Origin of the sequence: Nostoc sp. (assembly GCF_036917975.1) — a bacterium.
In the GTDB taxonomy this organism is placed as follows: Bacteria; Cyanobacteriota; Cyanobacteriia; order Cyanobacteriales; family Nostocaceae; genus Nostoc.
In genome coordinates, this window is the sequence record NZ_JBALEJ010000034.1 from 268371 (window position 1) to 286856 (window position 18486).

At 44.3% G+C, this 18486-nt stretch carries 21 protein-coding genes and 1 tRNA gene; 9 read left to right on the plus strand and 13 right to left on the minus strand.

Annotation, left to right across the window (positions count from 1 at the left end):
• Positions 1 to 113: 113 nt before the first annotated feature.
• The 8 genes from psbZ to V7K76_RS15865 all read left to right on the plus strand — a co-directional run bounded on the left by psbZ (position 114) and on the right by V7K76_RS15865 (position 6172).
• Positions 114 to 302 (plus strand): photosystem II reaction center protein PsbZ, encoded by a 189-nt coding sequence (gene psbZ, locus V7K76_RS15830; RefSeq protein ID WP_179068007.1) that lies wholly within the window; start codon positions 114 to 116, stop codon positions 300 to 302.
• Between the two features lie 189 nt (positions 303 to 491).
• Complete coding sequence (ribH, locus tag V7K76_RS15835) at positions 492 to 1067, plus strand: 6,7-dimethyl-8-ribityllumazine synthase (RefSeq protein WP_334777518.1); 576 nt, start codon at positions 492 to 494, stop codon at positions 1065 to 1067.
• 128 nt (positions 1068 to 1195) lie between these two features.
• Positions 1196 to 1267: transfer RNA gene (locus tag V7K76_RS15840), tRNA-Gly, on the plus strand.
• Between the two features lie 711 nt (positions 1268 to 1978).
• Entirely contained in the window at positions 1979 to 2386 is a 408-nt protein-coding gene (locus tag V7K76_RS15845; RefSeq protein ID WP_041565838.1) for a hypothetical protein, read from the plus strand.
• A gap of 4 nt (positions 2387 to 2390) precedes the next feature.
• Positions 2391 to 3656 carry a glutamate-5-semialdehyde dehydrogenase gene (locus V7K76_RS15850; RefSeq protein WP_334777519.1) on the plus strand — a complete coding sequence of 422 codons (1266 nt, stop codon included), beginning with the start codon at positions 2391 to 2393 and terminating at the stop codon, positions 3654 to 3656.
• A 116-nt stretch (positions 3657 to 3772) separates the two neighbouring features.
• Entirely contained in the window at positions 3773 to 3925 is a 153-nt protein-coding gene (locus tag V7K76_RS15855; protein ID WP_334777520.1) for a class I tRNA ligase family protein, read from the plus strand.
• The gene (locus V7K76_RS15860) at positions 3904 to 4626 is read left to right on the plus strand and encodes a sulfite exporter TauE/SafE family protein (RefSeq protein ID WP_334952746.1); all 723 of its coding nucleotides are present in this window, start codon (positions 3904 to 3906) and stop codon (positions 4624 to 4626) included. The genes V7K76_RS15855 and V7K76_RS15860 overlap by 22 nt, the downstream gene beginning before the upstream one ends.
• A 694-nt stretch (positions 4627 to 5320) precedes the next feature.
• On the plus strand, positions 5321 to 6172 hold the full coding sequence (locus V7K76_RS15865) for a universal stress protein (protein ID WP_334777522.1): 852 nt from the start codon (positions 5321 to 5323) through the stop codon (positions 6170 to 6172).
• A 310-nt stretch (positions 6173 to 6482) separates the two neighbouring features.
• Here V7K76_RS15865 and psbM read toward each other — a convergent pair whose 3' ends face one another.
• The 5 genes from psbM to V7K76_RS15890 all read right to left on the minus strand — a co-directional run bounded on the left by psbM (position 6483) and on the right by V7K76_RS15890 (position 9287).
• Complete coding sequence (gene psbM, locus V7K76_RS15870) at positions 6483 to 6599, minus strand: photosystem II reaction center protein PsbM (protein ID WP_084227279.1); 117 nt, start codon at positions 6597 to 6599, stop codon at positions 6483 to 6485.
• A gap of 154 nt (positions 6600 to 6753) precedes the next feature.
• On the minus strand, positions 6754 to 7050 hold the full coding sequence (locus V7K76_RS15875; protein WP_334777523.1) for a 2Fe-2S iron-sulfur cluster-binding protein: 297 nt from the start codon (positions 7048 to 7050) through the stop codon (positions 6754 to 6756).
• 185 nt (positions 7051 to 7235) lie between these two features.
• Positions 7236 to 7373, minus strand: coding sequence for a photosystem II reaction center protein K (locus V7K76_RS15880; protein WP_006195022.1), 138 nt, complete (start codon positions 7371 to 7373; stop codon positions 7236 to 7238).
• Positions 7374 to 7451: 78 nt separating this feature from the next.
• Positions 7452 to 8600, minus strand: coding sequence for a tRNA guanosine(34) transglycosylase Tgt (tgt, locus tag V7K76_RS15885; RefSeq protein WP_334777524.1), 1149 nt, complete (start codon positions 8598 to 8600; stop codon positions 7452 to 7454).
• A gap of 234 nt (positions 8601 to 8834) precedes the next feature.
• Positions 8835 to 9287: a hypothetical protein gene (locus V7K76_RS15890; RefSeq protein ID WP_179068014.1), complete on the minus strand. Its 453-nt coding sequence runs from the start codon at positions 9285 to 9287 to the stop codon at positions 8835 to 8837.
• Positions 9288 to 9663: 376 nt separating this feature from the next.
• On the opposite strand from V7K76_RS15890, the gene cobS reads away from it, so the two are divergent.
• Positions 9664 to 10443, plus strand: coding sequence for an adenosylcobinamide-GDP ribazoletransferase (gene cobS / locus V7K76_RS15895; protein ID WP_334777555.1), 780 nt, complete (start codon positions 9664 to 9666; stop codon positions 10441 to 10443).
• 292 nt (positions 10444 to 10735) lie between these two features.
• Here cobS and V7K76_RS15900 read toward each other — a convergent pair whose 3' ends face one another.
• The 8 genes from V7K76_RS15900 to V7K76_RS15935 form a co-directional block, all read right to left on the minus strand.
• Complete coding sequence (locus V7K76_RS15900; protein ID WP_334777525.1) at positions 10736 to 11191, minus strand: PPC domain-containing protein; 456 nt, start codon at positions 11189 to 11191, stop codon at positions 10736 to 10738.
• Between the two features lie 65 nt (positions 11192 to 11256).
• Positions 11257 to 11934, minus strand: coding sequence for a ComF family protein (locus tag V7K76_RS15905; RefSeq protein WP_334777526.1), 678 nt, complete (start codon positions 11932 to 11934; stop codon positions 11257 to 11259).
• 59 nt (positions 11935 to 11993) lie between these two features.
• The gene (locus V7K76_RS15910; RefSeq protein ID WP_334777527.1) at positions 11994 to 12482 is read right to left on the minus strand and encodes a GNAT family N-acetyltransferase; all 489 of its coding nucleotides are present in this window, start codon (positions 12480 to 12482) and stop codon (positions 11994 to 11996) included.
• Between the two features lie 102 nt (positions 12483 to 12584).
• Complete coding sequence (locus V7K76_RS15915) at positions 12585 to 14060, minus strand: citrate/2-methylcitrate synthase (protein ID WP_334777528.1); 1476 nt, start codon at positions 14058 to 14060, stop codon at positions 12585 to 12587.
• An 89-nt stretch (positions 14061 to 14149) separates the two neighbouring features.
• Positions 14150 to 15799, minus strand: coding sequence for an amino acid adenylation domain-containing protein (locus V7K76_RS15920; RefSeq protein WP_334777529.1), 1650 nt, complete (start codon positions 15797 to 15799; stop codon positions 14150 to 14152).
• Positions 15800 to 15893: 94 nt separating this feature from the next.
• Complete coding sequence (locus V7K76_RS15925; RefSeq protein ID WP_334777530.1) at positions 15894 to 16730, minus strand: ABC transporter ATP-binding protein; 837 nt, start codon at positions 16728 to 16730, stop codon at positions 15894 to 15896.
• Positions 16731 to 16793: 63 nt separating this feature from the next.
• The gene (locus V7K76_RS15930; protein ID WP_334707907.1) at positions 16794 to 17039 is read right to left on the minus strand and encodes a DUF7219 family protein; all 246 of its coding nucleotides are present in this window, start codon (positions 17037 to 17039) and stop codon (positions 16794 to 16796) included.
• A 171-nt stretch (positions 17040 to 17210) separates the two neighbouring features.
• Entirely contained in the window at positions 17211 to 17963 is a 753-nt protein-coding gene (locus tag V7K76_RS15935; protein ID WP_334777531.1) for an alpha/beta hydrolase, read from the minus strand.
• Positions 17964 to 18486 lie beyond the last annotated feature (523 nt).

An 18486-nucleotide genomic window follows, 5' to 3' on the forward strand; every position in this document is an offset into this window, starting at 1 on the left:
ACAAATGACTAAAATGTTACAATTTCTGCTAGCTTAAAAATAATAAGAAAGTGTCAGTGTCGCCCTTTAGGATATTCTATCCTTAGTATTTCGCTGTATTGGGAGAAGCAAAAATGACCATAATATTCCAATTTGCCTTGATAGGTCTAGTCCTGTTGTCCTTTGTCCTAGTTGTGGGCGTTCCAGTTGCTTACGCCACTCCTCAAAATTGGGGTGAATCTAAAAAACTACTCTGGGTTGGGTCTGGTGTCTGGATTGGTTTGGTGTTTTTAGTTGGTTTGTTAAACTTTTTTGTCGTGTAGGCGACGGCTTCGCTCTGGCGTGGGTACATAATATAAGAACTAGAGGAGCAGAAAAGCCAAGGTCAAAGACCAAAGGAAAAAAGGAGAAATTTTTTCCGATTTCCTTTTTTCTGACTGTGCTTTTTTGCTCCTCTACATTTAAAGAAGAAATGTATAGTGGCCAGAAATATAGTTGATTAAGAGGCAGTCATGGCAGTTTTCGAGGGAACTTTTACCCAAACGGAGCCTTTGCGGTTTGCAGTGGTGATTGGTCGATTTAATGACCTTGTTACCGGAAAGCTGCTAGAGGGATGTCAAGATTGCTTGAAACGCCACGGTGTAGACCCTAACCCCAACGGTAATCAGGTGGACTATGTTTGGGTTCCGGGAAGTTTTGAGGTACCTTTAGTAGCCCGCCAACTAGCACTTTCTCATCGTTATGATGCTGTAATTTGTCTAGGTGCAGTCATTCGAGGGCAAACACCCCATTTTGATTACGTATCCGCCGAAGTTTCTAAAGGCATTGCCGCCGCTAGCTTTCAAACTGGAGTGCCAGTAATTTTTGGCATTTTGACAGTAGATACTATGCAGCAAGCCTTAGAACGGGCAGGCATCAAAGGTAATCATGGTTGGGATTATGCCCTGAACGCCCTAGAAATGGCCAGCCTGATGCGGCAACTGCGTTCTAACCTGGCAGAGCCATATTCTCGTAATAGCCAGTCTTTGCCAGCTTCCTTTCAAAGTGCCAGCGTCGGCAATTTGGTTGAGTCAGAAGAACTGGGCTAGGTTCGTCATTAGTCATTTGTCCTTTGTTGTTCACCAATGACCAATGACCAATGACTAATGACCAATGACTAAATTAAGGGGTTGACAATTAGAAAGAAATCTGAGATATTGATATTTGGCAATAGATTGCGGGTATAGCTCAGTGGTAGAGCGTCACCTTGCCAAGGTGAATGTCGCGCGTTCGAATCGCGTTACCCGCTTCCAACTAAACCTCTTAGAGTCAAAAACTTTAGGAGGTTTAGTGTTTTCAGGGTGCATTGAAGTGTTTCTCAATTCTCGCTTGGATTTTGGATTTCGGTGTGAGCGCTACTTAGTCGCTAAGATGTCACAGTGATCCTTCAAACTGCTCAGTGAAAATCACTTGAGTTTTACTACTAGTAATTACTCTGAGCATTCCATCTGTGGCAATCATTGTTTAAATTGGTATTACCACTTGCTAAGAAATATAAAACCCAGCTTTAGACTAATCTAGATAGGCATTAGGTTGGCTACAATCTTTACAGGTGTTACCAATTCGTTTTGTAGGGTTTGTTGGTGTCTATTATTTATGAGCGTAGCCTTCCCAAAGGATTTGTTTTCGGAGTGGTGGCCATCGTAAGCTTAAAATTGTTCCAGGTGTGTCAGTATACATAAGAAATGCCCAAAAACGCAACCACATTACCTTGAAAGCGACAGATGAACAGAAGGAAGTTTTTAAACAAGATTGCTAGCTACGGAGAAAACTACAAACAGATGACTCCGTAGTTATATGATAATTACGATACTTAGATTTAGAAGCATCTACTGTTTGCGCTCATGGCAATGTTTGCAAGCCGGTCTATGTATATCAAGAGAGAAGCCTTATTAGGCATTTACCAAGTTACTATATTCTCGCAGTTCGTGTAAAACACGCTCAAGTTATTAGAACGCTTGTGCAATCTCAAAAACCCGAAAAAATCGATTTCAATGCTGAATACCCCTGTCCCTGTCGTCGTCGGGGTCAGTTAATTCCGATTACGCTGACAGAAGCATTTGGTTGCGATCGCTGTCAGCAAATCTTTGTTGTAGAAGATAATGGTCATGTCCTAGAACAGCTTTCTACCACCTATCCCTACAAACGGGCTTGGCGGTGGATGGGAAATAGTTGGCATGTTGTCCATCCCCGCTTGGGAGAAAGCTATCTGCCTATAGCGCTCGGCATTATTTTCGTGCTAGTGATTATATGGCTACCATTAGCACTGCGATTGGCAAATGGTTCCAGCATTATTGCTTGGGCAATGGTGGCGGTGCTATTAGCTATCCTACCAGCACTAATGGTCTGGCTTACCTACAGACGTTAACTCAATGACTGTTGAAGTTTTGGACGATCACCCCGAACCGATTACTAGTGCCCAACGAGCCTATCAAGCTTCCCTAAAGTTGGGGATCACAAAGGGGGCAGACCGGAGTCGTGCAGTATTGGCAATGGCACAAGCCCTTGAGCGCTCATTTGACGACATTCTCGAAGCCAATACCTTGGATTTAGAAGCCAGTCGGGAAATGGCAGTGCCAGAGTTGATATTGGACTGGCTAAAGCTGACTCCCACAAGGCTAGAGATGACAGTAGACATTTTACAACGGTTGGGGGAATTATCAGATCCGCTGCGACGCGTCAGAACTGCTGATTATCAACTGGGAGATTCCCAGAGTTACACCCAGTTAATGCCCTTGGGAGTGATTGGATTTATTTATGAAGCTTTTCCCGATTTAGGAGCGATCGCAGCGGGTTTTTGTATTAAAACTGGCAATAGTATAATTCTCAAAGGTAGTACTGAAGCTAGCCATTCTAACGCCGCCATTGCTGAGGCACTGCAAAATGCGATCGCCGAAGTTGGTTTACCATCAGGTTGTGTAGAACTGATCACAGCCGAACATGGTGCTTCAATTCGGGATTTAGTTACCCAAGATGAGTACGTGAATCTGGTGATTCCCTACGGACGTTCTAGTTTGGTGCAACAGGTAGTACGACAGTCAACTTGCCCAGTTTTAAAGTCCGCAATGGGTAACTGTTATCTCTACTGGTCGCCCAATAGCAGCTTAGAAATGGTGCGCTGGATGATTCTTGATAGCCATCAAAGTGAACCCGATCAAGTCAATGCCATTGAAAAGGTACTAGTTCATCGTCAAGCCTTGCCATCATCCTTAGCAGTTTTGTGGAACAGCTTGATAGAAAAAGGTTTTGAAATTAGAGGGGATGCCGAACTAGTACAAGGCTTTCCCCAGTTACAACTGGTGAAAGAGGGGGAATGGGGAAACCCTTATTTAACTAGGACAGTCGCTTTTAAACTGGTGGATAGCTTAGAGACTGCGATCGCCTGGATTAATGAACACAGCAGTGGTCATGCCGACTCCATTATTACTGAATCTTACCAGGAAAGTCGGCAGTTTGCTTTGGGAGTTAACAGTGCCTCCACCTACATCAACACTTCCCCGCGTTTTTCCCGCAATCCCTCGCGGGGAGATTCAGTATTTCTCGGTATGTCTAACCAAAAAGGTCATCGGCGGGGATTTATTAGCCTAGAAACTTTGACCACCATTAAGCACATTGTTCAAGGAAATGGCAGGTTTTAAATAATTCGTAATTTATACAGTATTCTGAATTCTGAATAGGACTTACGCATTAGCAATGTTTATTTTTGTTTGTGGTAGCTATTTTATTTAAATTTACAATGATGATATAGGTATCTTTGCTAGAGCCGACTGACTTAGTAGAACCACATTCGGCAATTTCACAAAGCAAGCGTTTGGAAGTCAGAAAAACTAAACACTTGTTTTTAAAGCTTTCTACACTCTCGCATGAAGTAACGGAGGGCTTATCGTGGCCTACACCTTTGTATTGATCGTGGGACTCGCGGCCGGAGCCCTCAGCGGCATGATCGGCACCGGCTCGTCCATCATGCTCCTTCCCATCTTGGTGTATCAGTTCGGACCTAAGCAGGCCGTGCCGATCATGGCGGTGGCAGCCCTCATGTCGAACATCTCTAAAGTTATGGCATGGTGGCGGGAGGTAGATTGGCGTGCGTTCGCCGCTTACTCGATTCCCGGCGTGCCGGCGGCGGCGCTCGGCGCGCGCACTCTGCTGGTGCTACCGTCGCATGTCGTCGATATCGCGCTCGGCGCTTTTTTCCTTGCCATGATTCCAACCCGGCGCTGGCTCCATGCTCGGAGCTTCCACATTCGGCTTTGGCAGCTCGCGATTGCCGGTGCGGCGATCGGCTACTTGACCGGCATCGTTCTATCGACTGGTCCGCTCAGCGTACCGGCCTTCACGTCCTATGGCTTGCTGAAGGGCGCTTTTCTTTCGACGGAGGCCGCCAGCTCACTTGCATTGATGGTCAGCAAAGTCGCGACCTTCCAGCAACTCGGTGCCCTTCCGCCAGCAGCACTCTTGCAGGGCCTCATTGTTGGGGCATCCGTCATGGCCGGCTCATTTGTCGGAAAAGCGATCGTCCAGCGCATGAGCATTCACACGTTCCAATATCTTCTCGATGCACTGCTCTTCTGCTCCGGTTTTTCCCTCCTTTGGGCAGCTTATAGCTGAATAGTGGAATTACACGGCGGCCGGAGGTCCTACTAGGGGTAAAGACAAGATACGTGCAAAATTTAACACGACATTAAAAAATATAAAGAACCTTAATAAATAACCCTGAATATAGGCTATTCATTAGTTAATTTCTCATTTATCCCCTCTTCTGTAAAAATAACGTTATAGTTAGTGGTGATTAAAGCGATCGTAAAAGTCACAGCCCTTCAAAATAACTTGACCGAAAAGGGAAGTGGGTGTCCCAAGGAAAAAGCTTAAAACTCTAATCATTTTTTTTAAAAGATAGATTTTTTCGCCCATCCCATTGTTTCTTTTCAACGGTTGTAACTTCTCCACTTCTTTAGTCCTAAAACGCGATTGTTGGGTGCGATACTTAACTAACTTCTAATTAAAAAAAATAAACATAGATTAAAAATAATAACTAACATCATAATTTATTAAGTTTATCGGACTAAATTGAGAGTATGCTTAATACTTGAAGTCTAGTTGAAAGTTTAAGTAACTATGTGCAAATAAACTTAAACATTTGTTTAGTTTTTTATACATTACCATTTGTTGGAGTATTAAATACTAAAAGGCAAAGTTTATTTGTGCCAACTTACTAACTAGGTTATCGAGCAAGGCGGTGAAAATCCGACCTAAGCCAAGTACTAACAGCGAAAAAAAGTAAACTTCACAAAAATTACGTAAGATGATCAGAAGAATTTTGCTGGCTGTATCAGGATTGGGACACGCAGAAGAAATGCTCAAAAGCCTGAAAGAAATCCCTTCAATTCAATCTGCAAAAGTCACGATTTTGCATGTTGTTCAGGCACAAAGTACTGCTGCTACCATGACAACTAAATGGGAAAATGGTGGTAAAATTCTGGCGAATGCTATTCAAACTTTGAACTTAGATCCTAGCCAGGTTTCTTCCATTTTGCGGGAAGGCGACCCCAAAGATGTAGTTTGCCAAGTAGCTGATGAAATCGATGCCGACTTGATTATTATGGGTTCACGCGGACTGAAGCGGCTGCAATCGATTTTATCGAACTCAGTCAGTCAGTATGTTTTCCAGCTATCTTCTCGCCCCATGTTGCTGGTAAAAGATGACATTTATGTTAAAAGAATTAAGCGCATCATGGTGGCAATAGACAACTCTGATTCAGCCAAAAATTGCTTGAAATTGGCACTGTTTTTATTGCGAGATATTCCAGGTGGCGAGTTAATTTTGGCAAATATTAGTACAGATTTAGGCGGTAAAAAATCTGAAATAACTAAAGTTAACTCAGATAAAAATCCAGTTTTAGCAGCCGCAGTTGCGGAAGCTGAAAAACAAGGTGTCCAATCTCGTTCTTATATCAGCAGTGGCAAACCTGGTGAAGAAATTTGTCGGTTGGCAGAAGAGTTGAATATAGACTTATTATTGCTCGGTTCTCCAGATCGCCGTCCATCGATCGCTAAGAGTTTTGTTGATATAGACAGACTCATCGGATCTTCTTTGTCTGACTATGTTCGAGTCAATGCTACTTGTCCGGTATTGTTGGCGCGGACAATCGCTTAAAGTAAACAGTCCTAAGTATAAGGGATTTCCAAGAAATAAATTATCCAAAAAAACGTAGACGCAAAGCGGCTTGCCGCAGGCTACCACAGAGGCGCAGAGGGCACGGAGAGATGAAGAAGAGAGAGGATTGATTGTATGAGATTTTTGGATGTTTTTTAATTTGGAAGTCCCTAAGAATTGTTGGACTAGGATAGTAAAGAAATAAGATTTGTCTTGTCTTTACTACTCAGTATGTGCTAAAGGCACTAAGTTGATAAATAAAAACCCCTACACTATTGGTGCAGGGGTTGTTTATTTTATACACAAACTCTTAACTATCTTTTCCACCTTCACGGCTAGCAGTTTGGATGTACAGAATTAGTAAAAACACGGCGGGGACTAGTACGAACAAAATGCTCGCTATGAACCCCAGGTCATTAACTTGCATAGCAAGAAAGCCTCTCTTAAATTTCCAGTCAACAACATTAGGATACCATTATCGATGACCGAGTTATACCAATTCCAAATTCAAAATTCAAAATTTCAATTGAGTAAACTCAATTTTGGTAAGTATTTTGACTACTGACTGGATACAAAATAACTTAAGGCTTCGTGACTACGCTGACTGAGCCATTCACTAAAGCTTGACAGGCAAGGCGATAATTTTCCGGCTTTTTCTTGAATTTCCGGTTTTCTACGTCTGTGCGGGGGGAAAGATTTGCTAGTCCTTCGACTATCTCCACAACGCAAGTACCACATTGACCATTACCACCGCAATTGGTCATCTTGCCAATCAATGTATATATATCAATGCCATTTTGGATCGCCTTGAGCCGGAGATTAGCACCATCTGCCGCTACTACTTCTTTATTTTCTTTAATGAATTTGATATTACCCATAACTGACTCCTCCTTGACTGTAAGCTTGGCTTTCAAGGCTTCATATTGACATGGCTTGATTAAGATCATATTTATTATATTAATTCATGACAACATATTAATAAATGTTAACTTTATAAAATATGGCATCACAAAAAATAGGACAGGTAGAGTACCTGTCCTATTAAATTGAAAAATAGATTAACTTACCTAAATCCTACGGCTGCTTGCCAAACGAAAGCAAGCAACAAGAAGAATACGGGGATGACTGGGAGAACGTCTACCAAAGGATCGAAGATTTGGTAAGCTTCAGGCAGTTTTGCTAATAAAAGTGCTGCTTCCATGTTTGTTTAAATCCAACTATCCAACATAGCTTTCATATTTGAGAAATATCTTAACATGGTTTGAGTATCGATCATTGGTCAATAGTCATTTGTAATTTCTCCCTCATCTGGTGCTGATTCAGATGAGTTGAGCCAGTGTCCAAATTCTGCCAAAAAGCGATCGCTCAATATTGCTTCTCTAATTTTTTGCGTAAAGCGAATTAGCTCAGTAATGTTGTGAATGCTCAACAAGGTATAAGCTAAAATCTCCTGCGATCGCACTAAATGAGATATGTAAGCACGGCTAAAATTTTGACAAGTGTAGCAGTGACAAGTTTCATCTAAAGGCGTAAAGTCTTCACGAAACTTAGCATTTTTCAAATTCCAGCGTCCGCCCTGGACTATTGCCGTCCCATGTCTCGCCCAACGAGTGGGAATTACACAATCAAATAAATCTACACCAGATGCGATCGCGATCGCCATTTCCCGATAAGTACCCACACCCATCAAGTAGCGCGGCTTATCGGGAGGTAGAAGCGGTGCTGTGACTTTGACAATCTCAGCCATCATTTCTGGTGGTTCTCCCACACTTACGCCACCAATGGCATATCCGGGCAAATCCAACTTAGCCAAAGCTTCAGCCGCACGGCAACGCAAATCCAAATACACGCCCCCTTGCACAATTCCAAACAAAGCCTGCTCACTGTTTTGATGAGCCGTTATGCAGCGTTCTAACCAGCGATAAGTCCGCTCAGTTGCGGTTTCCACTTCTTCGCGAGTCGCTGGGTAAGGTGGACACTCATCAAAGGCCATAATCACATCTGCCCCTAAAATATTTTGAATCTCAATGGAGCGCTCTGGTGTCAAGTTAATAATTCGTCCATCATGGGGTGAGCGGAAAGTTACACCTTGTTCAGTAATTTTTCGCATCTCGCTTAAGCTGAAGACCTGAAACCCACCCGAATCTGTGAGCATTGGCCCGTTCCACCCCATAAATTTGTGCAACCCACCACCCCCAGCCACGATCGCTTCTCCTGGTTGTAGGTGAAGATGATAAGTATTGGATAAGATCATTTGTGCCCCAGTATCTCGTAGTTGGGCTGGGGTAATAGTTTTGACATTAGCCAGCGTTCCCACTGGCATAAATCTGGGGGTTTCGACAAGACCGTGAGGGGTGAAAAACACTCCGGCTCTAGCTTTGGTTTGGCTACAGCAAGCGAGACATTGAAAAGAAAAATTCGCACTCATGCCATTTTGGATTTTAGATTTTAGATTTTGGATTGTGAAACGCTAATTGATGAAGAGTTTCAGAAATCCATAACTAGCAGCCATAAAACCAAATGGTATTAGGGCAAAATTAATATTATTTGGCTAAATTATGGACAAAAATAAAAACTGGTAATTGAGTTTTTTGTGAATACTTAAGCATTCACTACTAACCTAGTTACCAACTTTACGAGTATATACTGTAATAATTGTCAATTAGAAAGAATCAGAACAGTCATCGTCAATTTCTGCATCCCACCTAGCAGAGAGTACTTGTTCCATCATCGCTTCTATGGCGCTGACATTGAAGCTTCGCTCTCGTCGCTCTTGTAAAGGGGTTGAGCGGGGAATTAACCGCAGACACACTCCTTCTTGCATCAAATCGAAGTAGGTTTCTTGTTGTGGTGACTGCTTAAGTTCCAAATAATCAAAACTACAAACATTCAGATATAGCGCACGGTTAGCCACTAAGGTAGACCTTTGTGGATTGGCAAAAACTTCCATCACATCCCCTTCACCCTCGCTCAGTACCTTATCTTCTTGGGTGTAGATGTAGTGGACTCGACCTAAATCTGCCAGCAATCGCCGGATGTCGAGCTTATTCACAATGATGCCCGTGTTAATAATGCACGGAGCTGGTATCCTGGTGTCGGGTAGATGGTGACTCATAGGAAAATGGCGATTGAGCTAAGGAGAGCGGCAACATAGCTAAACTGTCATAATTGAGTAGCTTGTTTACTCCCTACATTTAAAAAAATATCAATTTTATGGGGCAATCGTCTAATAATTTGGAGGAAGTTTTTAGTTAACGAATACAAAATACAAATTTTGCTCCCTGATGGAATTTTCACTTCCTAAATCATTCATTTCTTGTATAAAAACTACCTAAGATTATTTACTATCCACTTAGACCAGCATAACAAAATTTTCAAGGAGAATGTCTCATAGAAGTAAATCTTATCTAAAGTTTTAAAGTTTGGTCATGTCGGTTGTACCGAAATCAAGATTATTATCCAGCAGTTTACCAAAAATTAATGTTATTCCGATGACGAAACAGCAACAGTGGTGGAAAAAGCTGCTGTTAAAGCTGGCAGCTAGTGTTATATTTTATACAATTATTCCATTGCCGTATTTGAGCGGATTGGACTTTCGGGGAGTGGCACGTCTTGCTGTACTTGTTGGGTTGATAATTGGGGGAATTTTAGGGTTAGTGGATACGGGGATGGATTATATTGGTATGCCCGTGCTAACTCGTAGTGCTTTGGTAGTAAGTGTTTGGATTGGCATCACAGGAGGATTGCACTTAGATGGGGCAATGGATACTGCCGATGGTTTGGCAGTGGGCGACCCAGATCGGCGATTGGAGGTGATGGCAGATAGTGCCACAGGAGCCTTTGGGGCAATGGCTGCGATCGCCTTGGTGATACTAAAAATAACCGCCTTGACAGATATGCCAGAAAACCGTTGGTTGTTGCTAATGGCTGCTTGTGGCTGGGGACGTTGGGGACAGCAACTAGCGATCGCTCGATATCCCTATTTGAAAGCAACTGGTAAAGGTGCATTTCACAAACAAGCCATTCGCTCCTACAAAGATTTGTTACCGGGATTGTTATTGTTGTTGAGTTTGAGTGGTTTACTGGTGCTGATAGATAAACAGCAACTATTTCTCGCACTGACAATGATAATTGCTGGAAGTGCGATCGCCACTTCAACCGGTGCATGGTTCAACCACAAACTAGGCGGACACACTGGAGATACCTACGGCGCAGTCGTCGAGTGGACTGAAGCCTTATTTCTCTGCGTATTGACCACTCTGGGAAGTTAGCAGTGAGGAGTGAAAAATGAGGAGTTAAAACAAGTCGCAAGTCGCAAGTAAGTTTTGTGTTAGCGAAGCGGTAGCGAGTCTGCGATAGCGCAGCGTTAGCGAGTACTCGAGCGTCGCGTCCGGGGATTTAGACCCCGACCCAAAACGGGCTGCCTGTATTGCTGGGGACTTAAACCCCCAAAGTTCGTTAAAAATCCAAACTCCAAACTCCTAACTCCAAACTACTAACTCCAAACTCCTAACTCCAAACTCCTAACTCCAAACTCCTAACTCAGCACTCAGCACTCAGCATTCATTTAATCGGTTGCAACTTTGTCACCTTGAGTTTAAAAGGCCCAACCCCAGTTTCCCCAAAAGACCGGACACGAATCACATAATTCCCTGTCTCTACAATGCGAGTAAATAGTAAGGAATTGCTAGTACCATCAGGGCCATCATCATTTTCTGCGAGAGTCGAACCATCAGGTGCCAACACTGTGATGATGGTGTCAAAGCTTTCTGATGACAAGTCAACTGCTAAATTATCGCCCTTCTGTAACTTCACTGTGTAATCACGGGCAAACCCACCTTGACCAGTGGGAATGTCTTTGTCTGAGAGGGTATCAGTAATTTCAGCGCTGTTAGATAAAGGAATTGGACTATACAACTTATTTTGAGCAAAAGCTACACTTGTACTTATGCCGATTGCCAGCAATGTGGCAGGAATGATGATGAGTTGCTTTAAACCTGCCGCAAAAACTTTATTCATACATTTCAAGCAATTTTTCTACAAAAATAGGGTAATTCGGTCAATTTATCAAGGAAGGCAGTCCTTCATCCGTCTTTGACAGCAGTGGCTACAGCTACTAATCCTAAGACTACAATTCCATACTGACGAAGTGTTTGCACAGCAGACCTGGCAGTAGCACCAGTAGTATAAATGTCATCCACTAACAGCACTGGAACATTTGGGGGACGATGGCGAAATTCTTGCCCAACAGCAAAAGCTTGAGCCAAGTTTTTTTCTCGTTTAGATACCGATAAACCAAATTGCGCTTCCGTTTCTCGCACTCTTACTAGACCGTTTAGTTTCAATTTTAATCCAGTTATTTCGCAGAAGCTTTGTGCTATGAGTGCGGCTTGATTGTATTTACGTTGCTTTTGTTTGCTAGCGTGTAGTGGGATGGGAACTACCACAGGCTGGCTATCTCGCCTCGGTGAATTTAACAACCATGCTTCTCCTAACCATTGACCCAAAGGACGAGCTATTTGGGGTTGATTTTCGTATTTCATCGCCGCGATCGCTCGTTTCACCAGGCCACCATACTCCCCCCAGCCAAACACTGGTATTGGCTCTTGCCATAGAGAAATTGGGTCTTTACGTTGACATTTTTGCAGTTGTCTGGTGCAGTTCTGACAGAATTCTTGAGAAGTTGCGCGTTGACATAGGGGGCAATGGGATTGGAGAAAAAGATTGAGTAAGCCTGTGAGATTTTTAATCCAAATTTGCATTTTCAGAGTTAGGAGTTAGGAGTTAGAAGTTAGGAGTTAAAATTCATAACTCATAACTATTAACTGTTGTGCAGTGACTTCACATACGCGCGATCGCACCTTGTTGTTTCTACTCCCGTTGCTGGGGTGTAGCCGTTGCTTTCATACAGCTTGACTGCTTCCACCAAAACACTGGCGGTTTCAATCCAAATTTCCTGAAAACCACGCTTTGCGATCGCTGCTTCTAGCTGTTGTAACAAATATTTCCCTAATCCCAAACCCCTGATGCTGGGCAAAAGATACATTTTGCGGATTTCTACAGCTTTTTCGCCTCGGTGTATGGGGTAATATGCTCCAGTACCGACTAACTGGCTTTGGTGTTCAATTACCCAAAACTCTCCCCCAGTAGCTAAATAATATTCTTCTACTCGCAGCACATCTCGGTCAGCACTGTTTGGTTCCCAACCCAAACCGTATTCTGATAATACATAACTGATAACTTCGGCGGCTCTTGTGCGATCGCTTTGCACCCAATCACGAATTATAAAATCTTGATAATAGTTTTTCATTACCATTTGCTGGTCAAGTTTACACAGAAAAATTTTCCGCATCTATATCCCAATTTACCCAGCAAATAGCTTTTATGGCAGAGTCTATTTCAGACAATACTCTCAAGGTGTCAATGAGGTTTGCGGTTCGGCAAGTGAGCTTAAGAGACGGTACTTGCGGCTCGTTGCGCCGACGTATTGCAGCCGAGGACGAATCAGAACATTGTTGCTTTTCTGCTCTAAGGACTGGGCGATCCATCCCGCAATCCGTCCGGCGACGTACATGGGTACAGCCAGATCATCAGGCAATCCCAGGAGGCGGTAGGTAAGTCCGGCATAGAGGTCTGCGTTTGGTTCAACCCCATGCAGTGAGTAAGGCTCCATCGCCTTAACAATAGCTTCAATGATCGCGAGTCCGTGGGTGTCTCTGCGCTCCCAACTGAGACTGCGGGCAGCTTCACGAAAGTGACGGACGCGGGGATCTTCGGTTCGGTATACCCGATGCCCAAAGCCCATCACAGGCTGATTCCTTTGCAGGCAGTTACGCACATAGGCTTGGGCGTTCTCTGGTGTGCCGACTGCATCAATCACTTCGAGAGCTCGCTCAGTTGCACCACCATGCAAAGATCCTGAAAATGCTGCAATAGCTGCGGTGATTGCTGCATAAAGGTTTGCCTTGCATCCGATCGCCACACGAGCCGCAAACGCTGAAGCATTTAAGCCATGTTCCGCATGTGCAATGAGATCCTTGTCTACGAAGCGGACTGCACTGGGTGACGGCTCCTCCCCAAACAGCATATAGAGAAAGTTTTGAGCGTGGGACAAGGTTGCATGGGGCGCTATGGGTTCGCGTCCACTACGGATTGCGTGATGGGTGGCAATCAGCGTTGGAATTTGTGCGATCAGACGCAGCCCAGAGCGCATAGCTGCTGCTTGTGACTCGTCTTGACCATTCCACGCCAGCGCACCCAAGGCAGAGATGGCGGTTCGCAAGACTTCCATCGGATGGGCATGAGCGAGCATCCGTACAAGATCAACGATCGCTCCAGGTAGCTCACGGTGTAATCGCAGCTCCTCTTGAAAGGCTGCGAGGGTGGGGGCATCGGGCAGTTCCCCATTCAGTAACAGCCATGCCGTCTCCTCGAACGAAGACTGTTCGACTAAATCGTGAATATTGTAGCCGCGATGTTCAAGTACGCCTCTTTCGCCATCGATGTTTGTAATTGTGCTGCGCTCAATGTAGACACCTTCTAACCCGCGATGCACTGTGACGCTAGGTGCTGACTTTGCACCTTCATCAGCGCGAATCGTGTGCGTCTGGGCGAACTCTCGAATCGCGCCAACTGAATGCAGCTGTAACATAATCTGGTCAGTAATTTTTATTCCCAGCTCGGTTTCGAGGGCAATCATCAGCGTCACATGGCTCAGTGAGTCCCATTCCCGGATTGATTGATACGTTAAGTCATTGCTGAGGCGCTCAACATTGATGCCAAGTACGCGGGCGATAAGCGAGTCTACGGCGACGCCTTCTGGTGCGATCGCCATCTGATCTTTCGATAAGATCAGGTCATGGCGGAGGTGTAAATCTAATTCATTCATCAGTATTCATCCTTGACGATTAGGTTCATGAGTTAACCGAGTACCGTAGGTCTAAATCCCCGTCACAAAACTTAATTACGAATTACGAATTACGAATTATTTAAGTGTTCTTTAAGCCATTGTCGCAACGCTTTGCGGTCAACCTTGCCGTTTCCGTTGAGCGGCATATCGTCAAGGATGAAAATTGAGCGTGGCATGATATAATTCGGCAAATATTGTGCTGCAATAGCGCCCAGTTTTGACGAATCAGCAACACCAGAAACGACGGCAACAATGAAATCCGGCTGGTGTTCGTCGGGCCACGGCAGCGCAACCGCCTCGATGCAGCCCACACGACGGAGAACTGCCTCGATTTCGCCAAGCTCAATCCGATACCCACTGACCTTTACCTGCTGATCGCTGCGACCAAGGTAAACATAATGATCTCCTCGACGGATGACGAGATCCCCTGTCCGATAGTATCTGCGGGTCGTTACCGCCGATGTTTGTTTTTCAAAGAAGCACCTAGCTGTCAATTCTGGATCACGCCAGTACTCAGGTGAGGTCTGCGGTCCCGATACACAGAGTTCGCCAACTTCGCCTGGTGCGACCTCACGGAGTGAGGCATCAACCACCAGGGGCGACAAACCGGGGTATACCTCACCAATGGGAACTAGATCGTGTACGCATTCCGCAGGCGAAGTTACGGAATTCCACCTATAAGCTGCACAGGCGATGGTGAGTTCTGTTGGCCCATAGAGATTCTCAATGATTGATTGCGGAGCCGCCGCCTGCCACGCCTCTGCGATCGCCCGGGGTAGTCCTTCGCCACAGAAGAGGCTCCAACGCAAGGTCGGCATACTGTCGGGAGTCAGTGCGCCACGTTTAATTAGTAGTGCGGCAACGGAGGGAACCGAGAAGTATACCGTGATCTGATGTTCTTCAAGGAAGCGGAAGGGTGCAAGAAGTTCGATCTGTTGCATCGAACATACGCAGGCACCACTCTCCCACGCCATGAACAGATCGAACACCGATAGGTCAAAGGTTTGGTCGAAGGTCTGAGTGAGTCGATCAGCAGGTGTTAGCCTGTAACGCGCCAAGTTCACGTTTAAGAAGGCACGAACATTGGCATGGGTGATGGGTACTCCCTTTGGAGTTCCGGTGCTGCCTGAAGTAAAGAGAAGGTATGCTAAATCGTCGCGTGCGATCGCTGGCAGGGTCGATAAAGGCGAAGTTTTTGCGAGATCCTGGCGATCAAACACCAGTCCATGTAGCGTACTTCGCACTTCCTGTCCATTTGTCGCTGGCAGCAGGATCGCAGGCTGGTGCGGCAATCCCCGCAGTAACTCAGGGAGATGCGGCAACGACTCGTTGTCAACAAACAGAGCATCCAGGTCAGCCTGCTCGATCATAGCGCGTGTGCGCTCTAGAGGAAACTTGGGGTTCAATGGGACAAAGGCCGCACCTGCAAACAGACTGGCTAGAACTCCCAGATATGAGGTTTCACTGCGGTAGGCAAAGATGCCGACGCGGTGAGGGCGACCCTCGGCGACGGCGACGAGGCACGCGGCCCAGCGACGAGCCGTATCAGCGACCTCAGCATAAGTATAAATACGTTTTCCGAGGGTTAAAGCCGCATGGTGCGGGAGGCGATCGGCATGATGAAGGAAGCCGGCACGCAGACTGTGTACATCGGGCAACTGGGTACTACTTGAAGATGAAGAGTTCGCTTGAGTATCAACTAAAATCAGCTTTTTCATATTAATTTAAATAGAAAACTCGCTCATACTCACTTGAGTTCGATGTCAGAAAAAGTCTTTAATTACGAATTACGAATTACGAATTACGAATTATTTAATGATCCCGACCCAAAGGAACACACCAAGGTCTACCCGTTACTGGATCTGGTACAATTCGACAAGCTAATCCAAACACCTCCTGCACCATTTCTTCTGTCATTACATCTGCTGGATTTCCATAACCCATAACAGCGCCATCGCGTAAAGCTACTAAGTGATGAGCATAACGACACGCCTGATTCAGGTCATGCAACACCATGACAATTGTCCGTCCCTCTAGTTGATTCAAATCCCACAGTAATTCCAGCACCTCCACTTGATGCGCTAAATCTAAGAAAGTAGTCGGCTCATCCAATAATAAAATTTGTGTATCTTGTGCTAAAGTCATTGCTATCCAAGCACGTTGCCTCTGTCCACCAGAGAGGGTATCTACGGCTCTATTAGCTAATTCGTTAAGGTCTGTAGTTGTTAATGCTTTGCGGACTTGAAGCTCATCAACAGCCGTCCAAGATTGAAACCAATTATGTTGATATGGATAACGACCTTGGGCTACCAAATCTCGCACAGTCAATCCTTCTGGTGCAGATGGGCCTTGAGGAAGAATACCAAGTTGCTGTGCAACTTTGGTTGTTGACTGTCGAAAGATATCAGCGCCATTGAGATATACAGTACCAATATGGGGTTTGAGTAATCTAGCCAAACCCCGCAGGAGAGTAGATTTACCACAGCCATTGGGTCCGACTAGAGCAGTAATTTGTCCCGTGGGAATCAACAGGTTAAGACCGAATATGACGGGTTTGCCGTCGTAAGCGAGGCTCAGATGTTGGGTTTCAAGGACTGTGTTCTCCATAGAGCTTTCTGATTCTTGGATAATTGGTTTGAATGTAGGCATTAGCACTTTCCCAGAGGATTGCGATCGCGATCGTCGGGCAAGGTAGTATATACTCTTCCCACCCTAGCTATTTAATAGTGATTTTTTAGCAGATTTTAACTGCATCCATTGGTGGTGAATTTGTTTATAAGCTTCTTCTGGAGAAATTTTACCAGCAGTTTGCAGACTAGATATGTAGTTTACCCGTTGTGAAAACTCTTGCAGATGTGCATTAAATGCCAAATACTCTGTCTTGAATTGTCCATAATATGAACTACGTGGATAAAGAAAATCACATATTTCCGAAAGAAAATCTGAGTTTTTATTCATAAGAATATAGCATACATGAGGTTTAAATGTAGCGGAAAAATTCTATGGGTAAAATTCGCTTTCTTCAGCAAAAGATTCTACACTAATATGCTGAATGAAACCAATGCAAATATGCCCAATAATTACATCACAAATTTATCGGGGTATATATACGCCCCAAAATAATACTTGTTAATTTGCCAAATTCCGGGAAACTAATGGAGATGTCAGAATTGGTCTTAGGTAATATGGCTGCCAAAAATTCAACATTTGTTCGCAGACTTTTTGGGGATAAAAGTAGTGAAAAAAATGATAGCCTTGAGGACATTCCCAGAGATTATCTTCAGGTTTAAACCCTTTTAACCAGCCTGTTAATGCAGGTGAATTAACAATGGGATCATTCTTGCTACTACATATCATCATGGGCATAGAAACTCCGCCTTTAGGTAACTCCATTAACTTGAAAAGAGAGTGCGAAAGAGGGGATTGTTCTAAATCTCTACATAACACAGCCATTAACTTTTTAGTAGTATTATGGGGTTGCTCACCAAACAGATGACGAACACTGCTTGCTAAAACTTGCTCACGACTCATAGTAAATACTTGTCTTTGCAGATAATAGTTGACATGCCAAGTATTAGCCGGTTGAGAAGCTACAGCCAATAAGACTAGGGATTGCACTTTTTGGGGATAGCGACGAGCAAAACTCAAGGCGATCACACCACCAGCACCATGACCTGCTAAATGTATAGGATGAGAATACTGTCCTAAAAATTCATCCACCAAATCTACAGCTTCATCTATAGAACTACCTTCATCTTTGTAGTGGCAATATTCCCATTGAGCCACATTCACATACTGCGATATATATCTTAGTAATGGTCGATCAAAACGCTGCAATACGTGACTAGAATTGATCCAAAGAACATCGATATCATCAGACATAAATACTCTCAAACCTCAAAATTTGGGAATAATCAATTTTTCAAGGGTGTCATTCCACTCTTGCGCTGTCAAAACTCCCACGAAATATGCCTTGTAGCGTTAATGGTTTACCATAAAAAATGCGAAGCAAGGTTTTCCAGTGTTTGGCGTTTTTTGTCAGGTATATTAATTTTTTGACAATTCCACTGATTTCTAGCAAGTATATCATGCACCTTGCCAATATTTTTAACATTTAGGAATGCGATTTAGCATAAGCGCAGCCCAAATTAGGCATCGCCTTTTCATCATTTGCTGACTCACTAAGTCATCACCAAGAGAAAATCGTCAAGTCAAAATGGCACACTTGTAAGGTGCAAACCCTTAATATAGAAGGATGAGAGGGTCTAGTGGTTGCACAGTCAAGAATTAAAAACTTAATCAGAATATTGATGCGGCTAGATGATTGAGAACATCAGGTTTTCATGACAAATGAGTATTGGCAGTACGAGGGGTAAGCGATCGCCCTGCTTAGAGAGCAACTAAA